This window comes from Pseudomonas sp. C 49-2 (assembly GCF_003970195.1).
Taxonomy (GTDB): Bacteria; Pseudomonadota; Gammaproteobacteria; order Pseudomonadales; family Pseudomonadaceae; genus Aquipseudomonas; species Aquipseudomonas canadensis.
The window spans coordinates 220,446-237,895 of sequence record NZ_RXYG01000001.1; the positions used below are offsets into that span (position 1 = coordinate 220,446).

Sequence of the window (17,450 nt, forward strand, 5' to 3'; positions counted from 1 at the left end):
ACGCCGCCGGGCCCAGAGCATGCCCAAGGCGAGGCGGCGTGTCATCTATCTACGCTTAGCGTTGCGTTTGAGCGCTCAGCTCTGCCGATGGCGCCGCTTCCGGTTTTACCGGATTGGCCGGCCAGGCCTTACGGTCCAGGTCCAGGTCAGGGAATTGACTGGAATCGAACACCGGGGTCTTGATGCCCGCTGCGCGCTGGTTGTCGTAGTCGTTCAGGATGCGCATGGCGATCTTGAACAGGAACGCCAGGGCGAACAGGTTGACGAACGCGAGCATGGTCATGGTGATGTCAGCGAAGGCGAACACGGTGCTCAGGTTCTCGATGGAACCCCAGAAAATCAACACAAGCACCAGTGCGCGGTAGCCCATCAGCACCTTGCGGTTGTTACCGACCAGGAAGCGCAGGTTGCTCTCGCCGAGGTAGTAGTTGTACATGATCGAAGTGAACACGAACAACGCCAGGGCCACGGAGATGAACATGCGGCCCCAGTCGCCGACCACAGCGGCCAGGGAGTTCTGGGTCAGGGCAATGCCGTCGCCTTCAAAGCCTGGGGTGTAGAAGCCGGAAAGCAGGATCAGCAGCGCAGTACAGGTGCAGATCACGAAGGTGTCGAGGAACACGCTGAACGCCTGGACCACGCCCTGGGCAATCGGGTGTTCTACAGAAGCCACCGCCGCCACGTTAGGCGCACTGCCCAGACCGGCTTCGTTGGCGAAGACGCCGCGCTTTACACCCATGATAATTGCACTGCCGACCAAGCCACCGAAGGCTTGGTCGAGACCGAAAGCACTCTTGACGATGGTCGCGAGCATGGCCGGAACGTGGTCGAATTGCAGCACGATCACATACAGGGTCACGGCGATGTACACCAAGGTCTTGACCGGCACCAGCAGGTCGGCAATCGAGGCAATACGCTTGATCCCGCCGATGAACACCAGGCCCAGCAATACAGCCAGCGCAAGGCCGGTGTAGGTGGTGTCGAGGCCGAAGGCGTTGTTCAGCGAGTGAGTCACGGCGTGGGCTTGCAGGCCATTGAACGCAAAACCAAAGGTCACCAGCAGCAGGAAGGCCATGACCATACCCAGCCAGCGCTTCTGCAGGCCGTGCTGGATATAGTAGGCCGGGCCGCCACGGAAGGTGCCTTCGGCGTCAGTGCGTTTGTACAACTGGCCGAGGGAGCACTCGATGAAGCTCGAAGACATGCCCACCAACGCGGTGACCCACATCCAGAACACGGCACCGGGGCCACCCAGGGTCACGGCAATGCCGACGCCGGCAATGTTGCCTGCACCCACACGGCCGGCCAGGCTGAGCATCAGCGCCTGAAAGGAGCTGAGCTGACCGGAGCTGCTCTTCAGGCTGTCTTTGAACACCGAGAACATGTGGAAGAAGTGACGCAGTTGAACGAAACGCGAGCGAATCGTGAAATAACCGCCGAGCCCGACAATGAGCACGATCAGTACTTTCCCTGAGAGGAAGTCGTTGATGACTTCGAGCATGGAGTGTTCCTCGCTGATTTTTCTAATGGCAAACGCAGGACGGTCCGACCACGCCGCATGGCACCAGGCAGTGCGCGGCAGTTCGACCCCAATCCTTTTGCGGGTTGTTATTCATGCGGTTTCGCGCTGTATCCGGGCCTCGTTACCGACGGCCGCAGACGCGAAGAGGGGCGGCACTATACCTAGGCGAACGTGATCCGTCTGCCCGAGGCGATTAAAGGTTTCAGCACTGAGGCGGGCATGCAGGGCGATATTGGATTTTTTATGGGCGTCATTTCACAACCTTGAGGCAAAAAAAAGGGCCTGAAGAACGAGCCTTCAGGCCCTCAAAAGGTGAGAGGTGTCTAGTCCCTCAACCTGGTGAGCGGTGCAACAAACGCTTAGGCCTTCAGCGGGACCAAACGTGGAGCGATCATGTTTTCGGGGCGCAGGATGTCGTCGAGCATGGCGTCGTCGAGCAAGCCTTCTTCACGCACCAGTTCCAGCACGCCGCGGCCGCTTTCGAGGGCGATACGCGCGATGCGGGTGGCGTTTTCATAGCCGATGTACGGGTTCAGCGCGGTGACCAGGCCGATGGAGTGCTCGACCAGTTCGCGGCAGCGTGCTTCGTTGGCGGTGATGCCGACGATGCAGTGCTCGCGCAGCATGTCCATGGCGCGTTGCAGCAGGCGGATCGAGTCGAAGATCTTGAAAGCGATCAGCGGCTCCATCACGTTCAATTGCAATTGGCCGCCTTCGGCTGCCATGGTCAGGGCCAGGTCGTTACCGATGACCTGGAATGCAACCTGGTTCACGGCTTCCGGGATCACCGGGTTGACCTTGCCGGGCATGATCGAGCTGCCTGGCTGGCGGGCCGGCAGGTTGATCTCGTTGATGCCGGTACGTGGGCCGCTGGACAGCAGGCGCAAGTCGTTGCAGATCTTCGATAGCTTCACCGCCGTACGCTTGAGCATGCCGGAGAACAGCACGAAGGCGCCCATGTCGGAGGTGGCTTCGATCAGGTCGGCTGCCGGCACCAGCGGCTGGCCGCTGATGGTGGCCAGGCGTTGTACGGCCAGGGCCTGGTAGCGTGGGTCGGCGTTGATGCCGGTGCCGATGGCGGTGCCGCCCAGGTTCACTTCGGTCAGCAGCTCTGGCGCCAAGGTTTTCAGACGGGCCAGGTCTTCGCTCAGGGTGGTGGCGAAGGCACGGAATTCCTGGCCGAGGGTCATCGGCACGGCGTCTTGCAATTGGGTGCGGCCCATTTTCAGCACATGGCCGAACTCGACGCCTTTGGCGGCGAAGGCTTGGATCAGGCTGTCGAGGCTGGCCAGCAGCGCGTCATGGCCCAGCAGCAGACCCAGGCGGATCGCGGTTGGGTAGGCGTCGTTGGTCGACTGCGCCATGTTCACGTCGTTGTTCGGGTGCAGGTACTGGTATTCACCCTTGTTGTGGCCCATGGCCTCCAACGCGATGTTGGCGATGACTTCGTTGGCATTCATGTTGGTTGAAGTGCCAGCGCCGCCTTGAATCATGTCCACCACGAACTCTTCGTGGAAATCGCCGCGGATCAGACGGGCACAGGCTTCGCTGATGGCAGCGTGCTTGGCTTCGCTGAGCTGACCCAGCTCGCGGTTGGCGTCAGCCGCCGCTTGCTTGACCATTGCCAGACCGACCACCAATTTCGGGTAATGCGAAATCGGAACGCCCGAGAGGCGGAAGTTGTTCACCGCTCGCAGGGTCTGGATGCCGTAATACGCTTGAGCCGGTACTTCAAGTACGCCAAGCAGGTCTTTTTCGGTACGGAATGATGCAGCAGAGGACATGACGGAAATCATCTCGATAGGGACCCGGAACTGGCCGGAACGCTGCGAATGCTAGGCTTGTGGAAGTTTTTGGGCCAATGCTGTTAAACACTGGCCTATGCACAAACGGCATAATGCAGGTGTGACCCGGTTATCATGGCGGGCGTGTGTGCCAAAATGGTGCGTACCCGTGGGAGGAAGTGATGAACCTTGAGAGCAAATGGCTGGAAGACTTCAGCGCCCTGGCGGCCACCCGCAGCTTTTCCCAGGCGGCGGAGCGACGCTTCGTGACCCAGCCGGCGTTCAGCCGACGGATTCGCAGCCTGGAGGCTGCGCTGGGCCTGACCTTGGTCAACCGTTCGCGCACGCCGGTGGAATTGACGGCAGCGGGGCAACTGTTCCTGGTGACTGCACGCACGGTGGTCGAACAACTCGGTGAAGTGCTGCGCCATTTGCATCACTTGGAAGGCGGGCAGGGCGAAGTCATGCAAGTGGCAGCGGCCCACTCCCTGGCGCTGGGTTTCTTCCCGCGCTGGATTGCGCAATTGCGTAACGAAGGCTTGAACATTGCCACGCGTTTGGTCGCCACTAACGTCGGTGATGCCGTGCATGCCCTGCGCGAAGGCGGTTGTGACCTGATGCTGGCGTTCTACGATCCGGATGCGGCGATGCAGATGGACTCGGAAATCTTCCCGTCCCTGCACCTGGGCAACACTGAAATGCTGCCGGTATGCGCCGCCGATGCCGATGGCAAGCCGCTGTTCGACCTGGAAGGCGAGGGCAGCGTACCGTTGTTGGCCTATAGCGCCGGTGCGTTTCTTGGCCGTTCGGTGCACCTGCTGTTGCGCCAGCGCGCCCTACGCTTCACCACCGTGTATGAAACCGCCATGGCTGACAGCCTCAAGAGCATGGCTTTGGAAGGGCTGGGCATCGCCTGGGTGCCGCAACTGAGCGTACGGGCGGAGTTGGCGCGCGGTGAGCTTGTGGTGTGCGGCGGCCCGCAATGGCATGTTCCGCTGGAAATTCGCCTGTATCGCTGTGCCCTGGTGCGTAAGGCAAATGTGCGGTTGTTGTGGCGCAAGTTGGAAGGTGGGGCCGCTGCCGAACGCGCCTGACTGTAGGAGCCGGCTTGCCGGCGATCACGGTGGGTCGGCGAGCCTTATAGTGGCTGGTACACCGCTCTCGCCGGCAAGCTGGCTCCTACAAGGAATGGGGTGCTTTCGCTGACCTGAAAGTCAATAAAACCGCCGCTTTGCGCCACTGGACAGATGGTCATTCAAGGGGCTGTTTATCTGCATTATTACGGTATACTGCGCGGCCTTCGGCCGGTCCAACCGGCCAAAATTCGTACAACAAGCCACGCCGGATTTCCCGCGTGGCTTGTTGTTTTTTGACGCGCCTGCGGGCGCCCAGAGAGAAGAGGCACGACGATGAGTGCATTGGTTGGCGTGATCATGGGCTCCAAGTCCGATTGGTCCACCCTTAGCCACACCGCCGATATGCTGGAAAAGCTCGGCATTCCCTACGAAGTGAAAGTGGTCTCCGCCCACCGCACTCCGGATTTGCTGTTCCAGTATGCCGATGAAGCAGAATCCCGTGGCATCGAGGTGATCATCGCCGGAGCCGGCGGTGCAGCGCACCTGCCCGGCATGTGTGCGGCCAAGACCCACCTGCCCGTGCTCGGTGTACCGGTGCAGTCGGCGATGCTCTCGGGCGTGGATTCGCTGTTGTCCATCGTGCAGATGCCGGCCGGGATCCCGGTGGCCACCCTGGCGATCGGCAAAGCGGGCGCGATCAACGCCGCGTTGCTGTCCGCGAGCATCCTGGGCGCCAAGCACCCGCAATTCCATGCGGTGCTGAAAAAATTCCGTGCTGAGCAGACAGACAGCGTGCTGGACAATCCAGACCCACGTATCGCCTGAGGTTGTTGACGATGAAAATCGGTGTAATCGGTGGCGGCCAGCTGGGCCGCATGCTGGCCCTGGCGGGAACCCCGCTGGGGATGAACTTCGCTTTCCTGGACCCGGCCCCGGACGCCTGCGCGGCCGCGTTGGGTGAACACCTGCGGGCAGACTACAGCGACCCGGACCACCTGCGCCAACTGGCCGACGAAGTCGACCTGGTGACTTTTGAGTTCGAAAGCGTTCCGGCTGAAACCGTGGCCTTCCTGTCGCAGTTCGTGCCGGTGTACCCGAGCGCCGAAGCCCTGCGCATCGCTCGCGACCGCTGGTTCGAGAAAAGCATGTTCAAGGATCTGGGCATTCCGACCCCAGCCTTCGCCGACATCCAGTCCCAGGCAGACCTGGACGCTGCCGTTGCCAGCATCGGCCTGCCGGCCGTGTTGAAAACCCGCACCCTGGGTTACGACGGCAAGGGCCAGAAAGTCCTGCGCACCGCCGCTGATGTGGTGGGCACCTTTGCCGAACTGGGCAGCGTTGCCTGCCTGCTGGAAGGCTTCGTGCCGTTCACTGGCGAAGTCTCGCTGATCGCCGTGCGTGCTCGTGATGGCGAAACCCGCTTCTACCCGTTGGTGCACAACACCCACGACAGCGGCATCCTCAAGCTGTCCGTGGCCAGCACCGACCACCCGTTGCAGGCCCTGGCGGAAGATTATTCCAGCCGTGTGCTCAAGCAGCTGGATTACGTCGGCGTGATGGCGTTCGAGTTCTTTGAAGTCGACGGTGGCCTCAAGGCCAACGAAATCGCTCCGCGCGTGCACAACTCCGGGCACTGGACCACCGAAGGCGCTGAGTGCAGCCAGTTCGAAAACCACCTGCGGGCGGTAGCGGGCTTGCCACTGGGCTCCACGGCCAAGGTCGGCGAGAGCGCCATGCTCAACTTCATCGGTGTGGTCCCGCCGGTGGAAAAAGTCATCGCCATCGACGACTGCCATCTGCATCACTATGGCAAGGCTTTCAAGGCTGGGCGCAAGGTCGGCCACGCCAACCTGCGCTGCAAGGACCGCGCAACCCTCGAAGCGCAGATCCTCAGGGTCGAAGCACTGATCGCCGAGTAATAAGCCTGGGGGCGGCGGGAACCATTCGGTGACTGTTATCCTCTGATTGCAGGATGCCAAAGCCTGACTAGGCTTTGGCATAGTTCACTTTCAATCAGAGGGAAATGCCATGGGTATCATCGGAACCATCTTTATCGGCTTGATCGTCGGCCTGCTCGCGCGTTTCCTCAAGCCTGGCGACGACAGCATGGGCTGGATCATGACCATCCTGTTGGGTATCGCTGGCTCCCTGGCCGCGACCTACGGTGGTCAGGCGCTGGGTATCTACCAGGCGGGTCAAGGCGCAGGCTTCCTCGGTGCCTTGGTCGGCGCCATCGTGCTGCTGGTGATCTACGGCCTGATCAAAAGAAAGTAATCAGCCGACAAAGCCCTCTGCGCTGCGCAGGCGCAGAGGGCTAGAATGCTCGGCACTTGTACTTGCCGAGCCTCTCCATGCGCCGTCTTCTGTTGACTCTTCTTTTGCTGGCCTCCGGCCTTGCGCACGCTGGCGAATTGCCGGAAACCGACTGGCTGGACCTGATGCCGCTTTCCGACCAGAAAGCCCTCGAAGCCATGCCCGAGATCGACCACAACTCCCCCGAAGCCCAGGGCACCTTCACTGACAAAGGTGGCCTGAAGCAGAGCAAAGGCTTACCGGCGGTGATGTATTCCACCAAGACCGTGGCCGCCATGAACGGCAAGAGCATCCGCATCGGCGGTTACCCGGTGCCGCTGGAAACCGACGCTAAGGGCCGCAGCACCTTGTTCTTCCTGGTGCCGTACCCAGGCGCATGCATCCACGTGCCACCGCCGCCGCCTAACCAACTGGTGCTGGTGCGTTATCCCAAGGGATTGACGCTGGATGATATCTACACACCGCTGTGGGTCACGGGCACCCTCAAAGTCGAGAAGGTCAACAATGACCTGGCCGATGCGGCCTATGCCCTGGAGGCGGTGAAAGTGCGGGCGGTCAAGGAGTCGGATCTTTAACCCATTGTCGACCACCCTGCTTGTGCGGATCACCAGTGTGTCGAGTCATTCTGGCAACGCTGGGTAAAACACCCGCCTGGCCTGTGGCCAATAGATCTCTGCACGATGAATATCCAGGCGCGAGCCTTCGCGAGCAGCATTGGTTTGAGCGTTTGCCCCCAGTGATCGCTGTGCCTGTGTCTTAAGATGGATTTTGCCGGGGACGGTGTGGGAGGCCTGTTCAAAGTGCATGTGAGCGTAGGCCCACGGTTTGTCTCTCACGCGAATCTCAAACTCGTCCAGGAAATCTGGAACTTTTATCCAGGTTCGGCCGCCCGGCTTTTGTATCTGTCGGGTTCCTGCTACTCGGTCCAGGGTTTTACGGAGGCTCAGCACACCCGGTTGACTGTGCAAGAACGCCAGGGCGTTGCCATTGGGGGCTTGCTTGGAAATCAGCTCCAGACGCAACGCTTTCGCCATGAGGTTATAGCGGGTGGCGTTCTCCCTGAAGCGGGTCGCTTGCGCCAGCAGACCTTGTCGGGTTGCCTCATCGGTGATGGCACTGCAGGCCGCCTGAAGGTCATCGGCGCCCTGATTGAGCTTGGTCGCACCGGACATGATGAGCGCTTCGGCACCCGCTGGTTCGGCCGACGTGCTTTTCCGGTAAAACACGATGAGGTCATCATACTCTTCAATCAAATATTGCATTTTCCTGGCGGCAGCGTTCAGTTCCTGCGTGATAGCTGTTTGGTTGGAAGATGCTGGCGCACTCGGCTCTTTGATCTTGATGTTGGATTTGAGCCAGAGCTTGTCTTCGCCGACCCTGATATAGGTGTCGAGGCGCTGACCACGACTGTCGAGGACGTCTGCGACGTCACTGTTCCCGGCTCTGGGCTTGGCGAGTACGGTTCTGGTTGTGAGGGGGTCGTCGCCGGCAATCAGTATTGAGATGCGATTTTTCGGCTCAGTATTTGGGGGCGCCGGCGGCAGAGGGGTGGTGGACGGTGGTTTCGGCGTGCCAGGCGGTACGGAGAGGACGCGTGATGGCCCGGCTGTATTCACCGGGGGTTTTTTCACCGGGAGTTTTTCCAGGACGTCGAGCATGTTTTCCAGTTCTTCGTCCAGCAACGACTTTAACACCTTGGTCTGCTCGATTATGGTGTTAACGACCTTCCGTTTAGCGTCGAGAAAATCGGTAAGCTGTTTAAGTGCGGCATCTTGCTTATCGAATATGTTGGCCTCTATCAACCGTTGAAGACTTTTTTGCTGGGCCTCCAAATAGCCTTCCAGGTTATCAACGATTGCCGCATAACGCGGGCCAAGATTGTCAGCCTTTTCAATGGACTCGATCAGCCGAGCCCTGCCGAGGTCCGGTGTGGTAACGAATTCCTTGGGTTTGAATACTGGAAAGCTACTGTGCTTTGCGTATACCAGGCCCAATTCTTGAGCGGTCTCCAAGTGTAGGAGCGCTTTATCAAACAGCATATTTATCGTATTGAATTCGATTGATCGAATCGCCTGATCCAGCAGGATTGTAGAGGCCTCAACCTTCACGAACATTTGTTCGTAGTGCGCATCCTGTTTGGCATTGGCTTTTCTAAGTTCCTCCAGCCGTCCCCCGGCATGCCCACTTTCGTCGACCGGGAACCAAACCCCGTCCTTATTGACGATGCGGTAAGCAGGGCGTGTTTTGTTGCGCGGGTGAACGATATAGAACTCGACTTCACCTGTGAGGCTGTGGCGGGTTTCGACGACATACCATTGCCCGCGGGCACGCACATAGCTCTGCTGATTTTTTCCATCGTAGATGCCGTTGGCCCGACGGCTGAATTCTGCGGCTTGCTCATACGAGACGGGCGCGATGTAGTCGTCAAGATCCGGGATTTTTTGCAGGCCCGCTTCGCCCCATGGGATGTATCGGGGGCCGAAGACTGTATTGGTCAGTGGATCGATCAGGCGATATTCGGGCAACAGATCGGTGCCGACACTGCGCATGGGAATATGATCGACGCCTGCCACGGTAAACAGACTGTCCTGCGTTTCAAGGGGTTTCCAGACTCGCGGGTCTACCGACTGTAGCGTTCGGCCAGTGGGTGCGATCATTGGTTTACCCAGCGCTTTTCTGAACAACGCCAGGCCTGCATCTACCTGACGCCCAGCTGCAGCGCTGAGCCGCAACACACCTAAGCCTCCGAGTTTGAGCAGAGCTGGCACCGCTTCCAGCGGGTTTAGCTCTCTGATGGCGCCCAGTAAAAAGGTTTTGGTGAGTGTTGCGAACTTCGGTAGCGCCGCCTGAAAACTGATTCTCCCAGCTTGTGCAATTAAGCGTGTCGAACCGCCGACGTATTTACCGATGGGAACCGCGAAGGAGACCAAGTCGGTGAACAATGACAACGCCCCTCTCTCCACGCGTTGCGGATCGCCCGAGGCGATGTCCTCGACGCCGCCCCAGAAGGGCACCAGCATCTTGGCGTAGTAGAGAAAGTCGTCAACGGTTTGTTGCGGGATATCAAGCACGTCAACGTTACGCTTGGCGGTCAATTTGAGCTGAGATTCGTCAGTGTGAAATAGATCATTGGCAACGATGGCTGCCAGTGCTCGACTGCGCAATGAAGACAATGATTGTGCTTCCCACATAGTTTCCGAAGGGGCGGGCGCGGTGGCGGGTAACACCTGGCCGATCTGCTCGGCGATCACCAGGCTGGACTCACCGTCTCGAGGACGACGGCTGTGTTGGTAGGCTTCCCAGTCGAACGGCATGGAGGTCGCGCGCCGAAAGGTTCCTTTGCCCGAACGGCTTGAGCCGCCTGTTGTTTCCACGACAACATTGCCATTGATCGTCAGCGTTTTAATATCCGGGCGTGCGCGGATGATTGCCGCCCGAGGGAACACCTCATAATAAGTGGTGCGGTGCTTCACTTGGGCCCGGATGATGAAGCCGTGGCGGCCTTTGGCGGCAGCGGTGTTCTGCGCGTTTTCTTGCCCAACCTGCAGGTCGCGAATCTCTTGGCGCAGGGCATACAACGTTACCTCGCCGTTTTCGATCGCGGTGCGATCAAGCAATGACAGGTTGGGCAGCAAGGCCCTGATCAAGGTTTGGTAGGCTGCTTTGACACCGCTCAGGTAATCACTAAACCCCACGTCGAAGGCGTCATCCGTGGTGAAGCGCCAGCGGCCAGGTGGTGCTTGAGAAATCGTTTCGGTTGCCTGAATCATTTCCTGTTCGTGTTGCTCCAAGGCTTCTACGGCCAATTGGACTTGTTCAGGGGTGAAGTCAGTTTTTGCCGACGTTAATACGCCATTGGCTTGGGCCCATTCCAGCGTTGGCCCCAATCTGGCTATCGAGATGACCATTTTTTGCTCGGGCGTCGCATCCCGGCTTGCTGTCGCGAGTAACTCGAGCAATTGTTGGAAGGTCATGTGTTGCACCGCGTCGGGTGCAATGGCTTGCGCAAGCATCACGCCAGCCTTGAAATTCACCCAGGCGATGGAGCTGGCGTAACGCAGATCGTCGGGAATGTCCCTCACCCAGATTTCCGCAGCAGAACCCTGTTGCAGCAGGCGCAGGGCCAGTTGCACACCACCGGGGGTGAGTTGGTGAGTGCGGCTCAGGGATCGCTCGATTTGTTGGCGAATATGACTATAGCTGTAGCCCCAATGCCGTGCCGTGGCTATTTCTTCTCCGGCGACTGTCATTCGAGCATTGCCAGTTGGGCGTTCAAAATGCAGCCAAAGTGCCCGCCAGACCAAGTCACGCCGCACTTTTACCGGTGGTGTTTCATCCTCGGTGGTGTACCAATCCAGTGCCTCGACCAGTTGTTTGCCAAGCTCGAGGCATTGCTGGGTATTGAGCCATTGTTCGAGTACTACCGTGGGTGTCTTTAATGCCTGTGCTTCGCGTTGTTGCGTCAAAAAATCTTCGGTCAGTTGCTTGAATATCGAATGGTTATCTGACAATTGACGTTGAGAAAGCCGCCGTTGCAGGATGGTATCTCCTTGCTCGTCAATGACTTCATCAAAAGGCAGCCTACCTTCATCCATCTCGAGTGATAGCGTGGCGGCGCGTTCCTGCAGCCGCTCAATCACATGCTGGAGCGGGCTATCGGGGGCGATGTGGACACCATAGAACTTGAGTGCAAGATCAAGTCGAACAGTGCCGTCTTCTCGAATACCATCACCAATATCGCGACGCGCCGCTATCAGAGAGTGAACATCATTTCTCCAGTACGTGGGCACTTCGCTCAGGGGCAGCAGCTTGCCCTGAATGGTAAAGCGAGTCAGTGGCGAATCCACAATAGCTGGCTGGTTATTGATGAGCTTTTCGAGTACGAACAAAGGCGACCAACCGACCTCGGTCTTGCTCGACCGTGCGTTCAGCCAGGCTGAAAAGTCGGTGTCATTCTTGAGCTTCTGCAAGACGGTGACGGCCTGCGCGCAGGCTTTGTACAGCGGAGATTGGCGATGAGGTGTAAAGAACTGATGTGCCAATGGCTGCGGTGCAGTCTGTGCCTGGAGGCTTTTCAACTGTGCGAGCAAGCCAGTGAAATCAATTGATCGGTCGGTTTGTTGCTGTATCAGCCGTTGCTGAGCGGCGCGCGTCGCCTCCCTGCGTCGTGCGCTGAGGGCTAAGAGCGGGCGGGCGTGTCGTTCGATGGCCTCGCTGAAATCCAGCAACGGTGCAAGGTTCGCCGACTGGTTGATCCGTTCAGTTACGCCGCCCTGGGCGCTGCGGCTGACGGACCAGTGATGTTCGATATCCTGGCGTTGCTTGGTGATGAGCAGGCTGATCTGATGCTCGAAAAAATTCTCGACGGCAGTGACAGGAACCAGGTTGACGCTCCCATCCTGGCTGGCTCTTTGCGTCAGGCTTTCGAACGCCGAATGTTGACGATGTGCAACGCTGATCAGCAATTGCTCACGCCCACGCACGCTTTTCAGCAGTGTTGTCAGATGTGTTTTCAGCGCCGTCGGGCTGGCAAATTCAGCCAAGCGCTGGCCTGGCAGGTAGAGCACTGTGGGATTGGCGGTTGGGTGCTCGTTCGGTGCCCACGTGCTGATGGCAAATGCACCGACCAGCGCAATGGTGTGCGTTGTATCTTGCAAGCAAAGGTGAAAGAGATTCAGCGATTCTGGCGAGGTGGCTGTATTCAGTTGCCGGACCAGCGCAACGCTGGCGGGCTCAAGTGAAGCCGTTTCGAACCTCAATGACGCCTCGCACTGGATCAATAGCGCGACGGCTTGAGCAATAAAGGCTTGATGGGTTTGCTCTGTTGCGCTGTGATTGGCGTTCCAGAATCGGTTCAGATCATTCAGATAAGGCCCAGCTTCCAGTAACGTATTTATCAGGCCTCTGATTTCTGTCTGACTTGAGTCGTCAAGCCTGGTAAATGCTTTGTTTCTATAGATATAGAAGTCACCATGCAGGCTGTAATAATCCGGAATTCGGCATTGACGCACAGCGTCGTTCACCAAACTGATCAGCGCCCTGTCCTGATCAGTGGGCGGGTCAGTCAAGGAGTCTTCTGGGGTTTTCAGGTAGATGTGTTGGGTTGAGTACCGATCAAACAATCCGTTGATCTCTTCCAACACCTGCCTATTTGCGCAAAAGGTCAGTGAGGGTTGTGCGCTGAGTGTCGCGATAAGTGTGTCATTGCACGTGGCCATAAGTTCGGCCACGTCGGCGGGAGACTGTTGCGTTACTTCCTGGGGAGAGGGGATCATCGTGTTGCCTCTGCTATTAGATGCGATTTCGCACTCTAGCGAGGCCGTTCAGACACGCGGTCCTATATAAGTAATGTCCCCGTCCACCGCGCAGCGCAGCGATTAACCCGCAGGTATAGCTGTGATGCTCACCTGCAGCGTGTGCCTTTCACTAGGTGGCAACACCACCACGTCATCCAGCACATTCGCCGTCTCGATGCACAACATGCCATGCCAGCCATCGTCGGCCATGTCGTCGAAAGCCTTGGCGCGCTCGGTCCAGGGGTTCCAGATCACCGTCGACTTCGAGCCCTCGGCAGTGAGCTGAATACGGCGCTGCCAGTCTTTGTCGACGATGTTCAGTTGCGACGGCGTGTCGAGGTAGATGCGATCGGTCTCGGCGGTGAAGTGCAGCAGGCCGGATTGCGTCTTCTCGGTCCAGCCATCGGCGGTGTCGATATAGGCACGCCCGTCCAGCCCTTCGACCTGCACATTGCGCACATCGCTGACGGCGAAGTAGGTGTGCAGTGCCTGGCTGAGGGTTACGGTGTCGGTGCCACGGTTATGGCTGGTCAGGCGGATATGCAGTTGCTCATCCAGCAGCAGGCTCAGTGTCAGGTCGACCTGATGGGGCCAGCCAGGAAAACCGCCTGCCGGGGTCGGCAGTACCAGATCCACGCGGAGCGCTTCACCTTCAAGCTCGGTCGCGGCCAATTCCCACAACGCGGTGCGCACGAAACCGTGGGCGCCGGAGGGCTGGTCACTCTGACGCATCGCCTTGACGCTCTGCGGGTTGCGGTCGAATACACCAAACCACGGCCAGCACACCGGCACGCCGGTCCGAATGCCCTTGCCCTTCTTGAACACCGCTTTAGGGTTCGGCCAGATCAGCGGCTGTTCGCCATCGCGCCCGTAACTGAAGATGTGCGCGCCCTGCTGGGCCACCATCAGTTCGGCACCGTTGTGGCGGATGCGCCAGCAGTCCAGCTCGTCGATTTTCACGGTTTCAACGTGGGGCGTCGGCATAACAAAGCACTCTTTATGGCAGGCAATGGGGCAGTTGACCGTCAAAACCCCGCGAGGTTTAACGTGCGCGCGACGGAACCGAGCGCGTGCGACCGCTGCCGTCGATGGCGACGAATACAAATACCGCCTCGGTCACTTTGCGCCATTCGCTGGACAGCGGGTCGTCGCTCCACACTTCGACCATCATCTGGATCGAGCTGCGGCCGATTTCCAGGGCCTGGGTATAAAAGGAGAGCTGCGCGCCCACCGCGACCGGCACCAGGAATGCCATGCGATCAATGGCCACCGTTGCGACACGCCCGCCTGCAACCTTGCTGGCCATGGCGGTGCCGGCCAGGTCCATCTGCGCGACCAGCCAGCCGCCGAAGATGTCGCCAAAACCGTTGGTTTCACGCGGGAGCGCGGTGATTTGCAGGGCGAGATCGCCTTGCGGGATAGGATCTTCTTGTTCGAGTTCGATCATGCCGAGGGCCTCTGACCCGTAACGCTTCATGGGTATTTCAAGTGGATAGCCGTCTTCGAAAAAAACGTTTCAGCACCAACATACACCGCGTGATGCGTTTCTCGTAAGGCGTACTAAAGGGAAACTCTGCCAAATCGGCTGGATGGCACCCAACGGCGTTTTGGCACAGCAGCCCCTCAAGACTGCGGTTCTTGCGCTTGCAAGGGCCGAGTATATCGAGACCCTGACGCCACGACGACCTCTGGAGGCTCATTTGGTCGGCATTTAGCGGCTGTATCGCGGCTTTTTCCGGCAACTGTGCTTCTGCGCGCCGTTAAAGGGCAGGAATGGGGAATATTTCATCGCTTTGAACTGTTGTTCGCTCAACGCTGTGCTTTTTCTAGCGATTTGCTATCTTGCCAAACCTGCCGCAAGTCCCGCTTGCCCTCCTGATTACTATAAGAGAAGCCTTGCCATGTCCTCCGTGCCTGCAAGCAGTGCGCAACCCTCGCGCCCGCTGACCCGCAACGACTATAAAACCCTGTCGCTGTCTGCCTTGGGCGGGGCGCTGGAGTTTTATGACTTCATCATTTTCGTGTTTTTCGCCACCGTGGTCGGGAAACTCTTCTTCCCTGTGGACATGCCTGAATGGCTGCGCATGATGCAGACCTTCGGCATCTTCGCCGCTGGCTACCTCGCACGCCCACTGGGCGGCATCATCATGGCGCACTTCGGTGACCTGCTGGGCCGCAAGAAAATGTTCACCCTGAGCATCTTCATGATGGCCGTGCCGACCCTGATCATGGGCCTGCTGCCAACTTACGCGCAGATCGGCCTGTGGGCGCCGGTCCTGCTGCTGATGATGCGCATTATCCAGGGCGCGGCAATCGGCGGCGAAGTACCCGGCGCCTGGGTGTTCGTCTCCGAGCACGTACCGCCACGCCATATCGGCTACGCCTGCGGCACTCTCACCAGCGGCCTGACCGCCGGGATCCTGCTGGGCTCGCTGGTCGCCACCGCGATCAACACTATTTACAGCCCGGAGCAGGTCTCGGATTACGCCTGGCGCATCCCGTTCCTGCTCGGCGGCGTGTTCGGCCTGCTGTCGGTGTACCTGCGCCGCTGGTTGCATGAAACGCCGATCTTCGCCGAGATGCAGCAACGCAAGACCCTGGCCGCCGAGCTGCCATTGCGCGCCGTATTGCGTGACCACCGGGGCGCCATCGTGTTGTCGATGCTGCTGACCTGGCTGCTGTCGGCCGGTATCGTCGTTGTCATCCTGATGACCCCGACCGTGCTGCAAACGGTCTATCACTTCAGCGCCACCGTTGCGCTGCAGGCCAACAGCCTGGCCATCGTCGCCTTGAGCCTGGGCTGCATTGCCTCGGGCGCCCTGGCGGACCGCTTCGGTGCTGGCCGCGTGCTGATCGTCGGTTGCGCGCTGTTGCTGGCAACCTCCTGGACCCTCTATCACAGCCTCATCGCTCACCCGGACTGGCTGTTCCCGCTGTACACGCTGACCGGTCTGTTCGTAGGCACTATTGGCGTAGTGCCTTACGTCATGGTCAAGGCCTTCCCGCCGGTGGTGCGTTTCAGCGGGTTGTCGTTCTCCTACAACGTGGCCTACGCCATTTTCGGCGGCTTGACGCCATTGGCGGTGTCGCTGCTGATGAAGGAAAGCCCGATGGGCCCGGCCTACTACGTTGCCGTCTTGTGTGTGATGGGCATGTTGGTGGGCGGGTATCTGTGGAAACGCGGACGCTGAAACCAGCCTGATCCACTGTGGCGAGGGAGCAAGCTCCCTCGCCACATAATGCGTGTTCAATGTTTCGCGCCTCATACGCCTTCGCTTCCAATAGTGGCCTTTCATCTAACTGTCACATTGCAGACATAGAGTGTTCACACGGCCTCCCGATACTTGGCCCCGATCCAACTATCCCTATCTGCTAGGAGCAAGGCATGAAACTGAAACGTTTGATGGCGGCAATGACTTTTGTCGCTGCTGGCGTTGCGACCGCCAACGCGGTGGCCGCTGGTGTTGATCCGGCAATTCCGGCTTACGTTAAGACCACTGGTGTGTCGGGCAACTTGTCCAGCGTCGGTTCCGATACCCTGGCTAACCTGATGACCCTGTGGGCCGAGGGTTACAAAAAGGAATACCCGAACGTCAACATCCAGATTCAAGCTGCCGGCTCCGCTACCGCGCCACCTGCGCTGACTGAAGGCACCTCCAACCTGGGCCCGATGAGCCGCAAGATGAAGGACACCGAACTGGCGGCCTTCGAGCAGAAGTACGGCTACAAGCCAACCGCTATTCCGGTTGCCGTGGATGCCCTGGCCGTGTTCGTGCACAAGGACAACCCGATCCAGCACCTGACCATGGAACAAGTCGACGCGATCTTCTCCTCGACGCGCCTGTGCGGTGGCAAAGCCGACGTGAAAACCTGGGGTGACCTGGGTGTGACCGGCGACCTGGCCAACAAGCCGGTTCAACTGTTCGGTCGTAACTCGGTATCCGGCACCTACGGCTACTTCAAAGAAGAAGCCCTGTGCAAAGGCGACTACAAGCCAAACGTGAACGAACAACCGGGCTCGGCTTCGGTCGTGCAGTCGATCAGCTCGTCGCTGAATGGCATCGGTTACTCGGGCATTGGCTACAAGACCGCCAGCGTGAAAACCGTGGCCCTGGCCAAGAAAGGCAGCACTGACTTCATCGAAGACAGTGAAGAAAACGCCCTGAACGGCAAATACCCGCTGTCGCGTTTTCTCTACGTGTACGTCAACAAAGCCCCGAACAAGCCTCTGGCCCCGCTGGAAGCTGAGTTCGTGAAGCTGGTTCTGTCCAAGCAGGGCCAGGAAGTTGTGGTGAAAGACGGCTACATCCCACTGCCAGCCAAAGTCGCCGCCAAGGCCCTGGCTGACCTGGGTCTGAAAGAAGGCAACTGATTGCCTCTGCGGGGCCGGAGTATCGGCCCCGCATCCGAATTTTCTAGTCCGCTGCCAGCCTTGCTTCGCGGCGGCTTTGTTGCGTCA

Annotated in this window: 12 protein-coding genes; 7 read left to right on the top strand and 5 right to left on the bottom strand. The window is 59.0% G+C overall.

Annotation, left to right across the window (positions count from 1 at the left end; all coding sequences use genetic code 11):
• Positions 1-55 precede the first annotated feature (55 nt).
• Together EJ576_RS01010 and aspA are read right to left on the bottom strand one after the other, a co-directional pair.
• Entirely contained in the window at positions 56-1,501 is a 1,446-nt protein-coding gene (locus tag EJ576_RS01010; protein ID WP_126569431.1) for a sodium:alanine symporter family protein, read from the bottom strand.
• Between the two features lie 380 nt (positions 1,502-1,881).
• Positions 1,882-3,306 (bottom strand): aspartate ammonia-lyase, encoded by a 1,425-nt coding sequence (gene aspA / locus EJ576_RS01015; RefSeq protein ID WP_028618519.1) that lies wholly within the window; start codon positions 3,304-3,306, stop codon positions 1,882-1,884.
• 182 nt (positions 3,307-3,488) lie between these two features.
• Between aspA and EJ576_RS01020 the strand changes: the two genes are divergently transcribed.
• From EJ576_RS01020 to EJ576_RS01040, 5 genes are all read left to right on the top strand, one after another.
• Complete coding sequence (locus tag EJ576_RS01020) at positions 3,489-4,400, top strand: LysR substrate-binding domain-containing protein (RefSeq protein WP_028618518.1); 912 nt, start codon at positions 3,489-3,491, stop codon at positions 4,398-4,400.
• Positions 4,401-4,715: 315 nt separating this feature from the next.
• Positions 4,716-5,207, top strand: coding sequence for a 5-(carboxyamino)imidazole ribonucleotide mutase (gene purE / locus EJ576_RS01025; RefSeq protein ID WP_003176980.1), 492 nt, complete (start codon positions 4,716-4,718; stop codon positions 5,205-5,207).
• An 11-nt stretch (positions 5,208-5,218) separates the two neighbouring features.
• The gene (locus tag EJ576_RS01030; protein WP_126569432.1) at positions 5,219-6,301 is read left to right on the top strand and encodes a 5-(carboxyamino)imidazole ribonucleotide synthase; all 1,083 of its coding nucleotides are present in this window, start codon (positions 5,219-5,221) and stop codon (positions 6,299-6,301) included.
• Positions 6,302-6,410: 109 nt separating this feature from the next.
• Positions 6,411-6,656 (top strand): GlsB/YeaQ/YmgE family stress response membrane protein, encoded by a 246-nt coding sequence (locus tag EJ576_RS01035; RefSeq protein WP_003231726.1) that lies wholly within the window; start codon positions 6,411-6,413, stop codon positions 6,654-6,656.
• A gap of 77 nt (positions 6,657-6,733) precedes the next feature.
• Entirely contained in the window at positions 6,734-7,270 is a 537-nt protein-coding gene (locus EJ576_RS01040; RefSeq protein WP_126569433.1) for a DUF3299 domain-containing protein, read from the top strand.
• 45 nt (positions 7,271-7,315) lie between these two features.
• On the opposite strand, the gene EJ576_RS01045 is transcribed toward EJ576_RS01040, so the two are convergent.
• From EJ576_RS01045 to EJ576_RS01055, 3 genes are all read right to left on the bottom strand, one after another.
• Positions 7,316-12,970 (bottom strand): hypothetical protein, encoded by a 5,655-nt coding sequence (locus tag EJ576_RS01045; protein WP_126569434.1) that lies wholly within the window; start codon positions 12,968-12,970, stop codon positions 7,316-7,318.
• Positions 12,971-13,072: 102 nt separating this feature from the next.
• Positions 13,073-13,975: a D-hexose-6-phosphate mutarotase gene (locus tag EJ576_RS01050; RefSeq protein ID WP_126569435.1), complete on the bottom strand. Its 903-nt coding sequence runs from the start codon at positions 13,973-13,975 to the stop codon at positions 13,073-13,075.
• A 58-nt stretch (positions 13,976-14,033) separates the two neighbouring features.
• On the bottom strand, positions 14,034-14,438 hold the full coding sequence (locus tag EJ576_RS01055; RefSeq protein WP_003176975.1) for an acyl-CoA thioesterase: 405 nt from the start codon (positions 14,436-14,438) through the stop codon (positions 14,034-14,036).
• A gap of 454 nt (positions 14,439-14,892) precedes the next feature.
• Between EJ576_RS01055 and EJ576_RS01060 the strand changes: the two genes are divergently transcribed.
• Together EJ576_RS01060 and EJ576_RS01065 are read left to right on the top strand one after the other, a co-directional pair.
• Positions 14,893-16,182 carry an MFS transporter gene (locus EJ576_RS01060; RefSeq protein ID WP_126569436.1) on the top strand — a complete coding sequence of 430 codons (1,290 nt, stop codon included), beginning with the start codon at positions 14,893-14,895 and terminating at the stop codon, positions 16,180-16,182.
• Between the two features lie 194 nt (positions 16,183-16,376).
• Positions 16,377-17,363 carry a phosphate ABC transporter substrate-binding protein PstS gene (locus EJ576_RS01065; RefSeq protein ID WP_016978637.1) on the top strand — a complete coding sequence of 329 codons (987 nt, stop codon included), beginning with the start codon at positions 16,377-16,379 and terminating at the stop codon, positions 17,361-17,363.
• Positions 17,364-17,450: the final 87 nt, after the last annotated feature.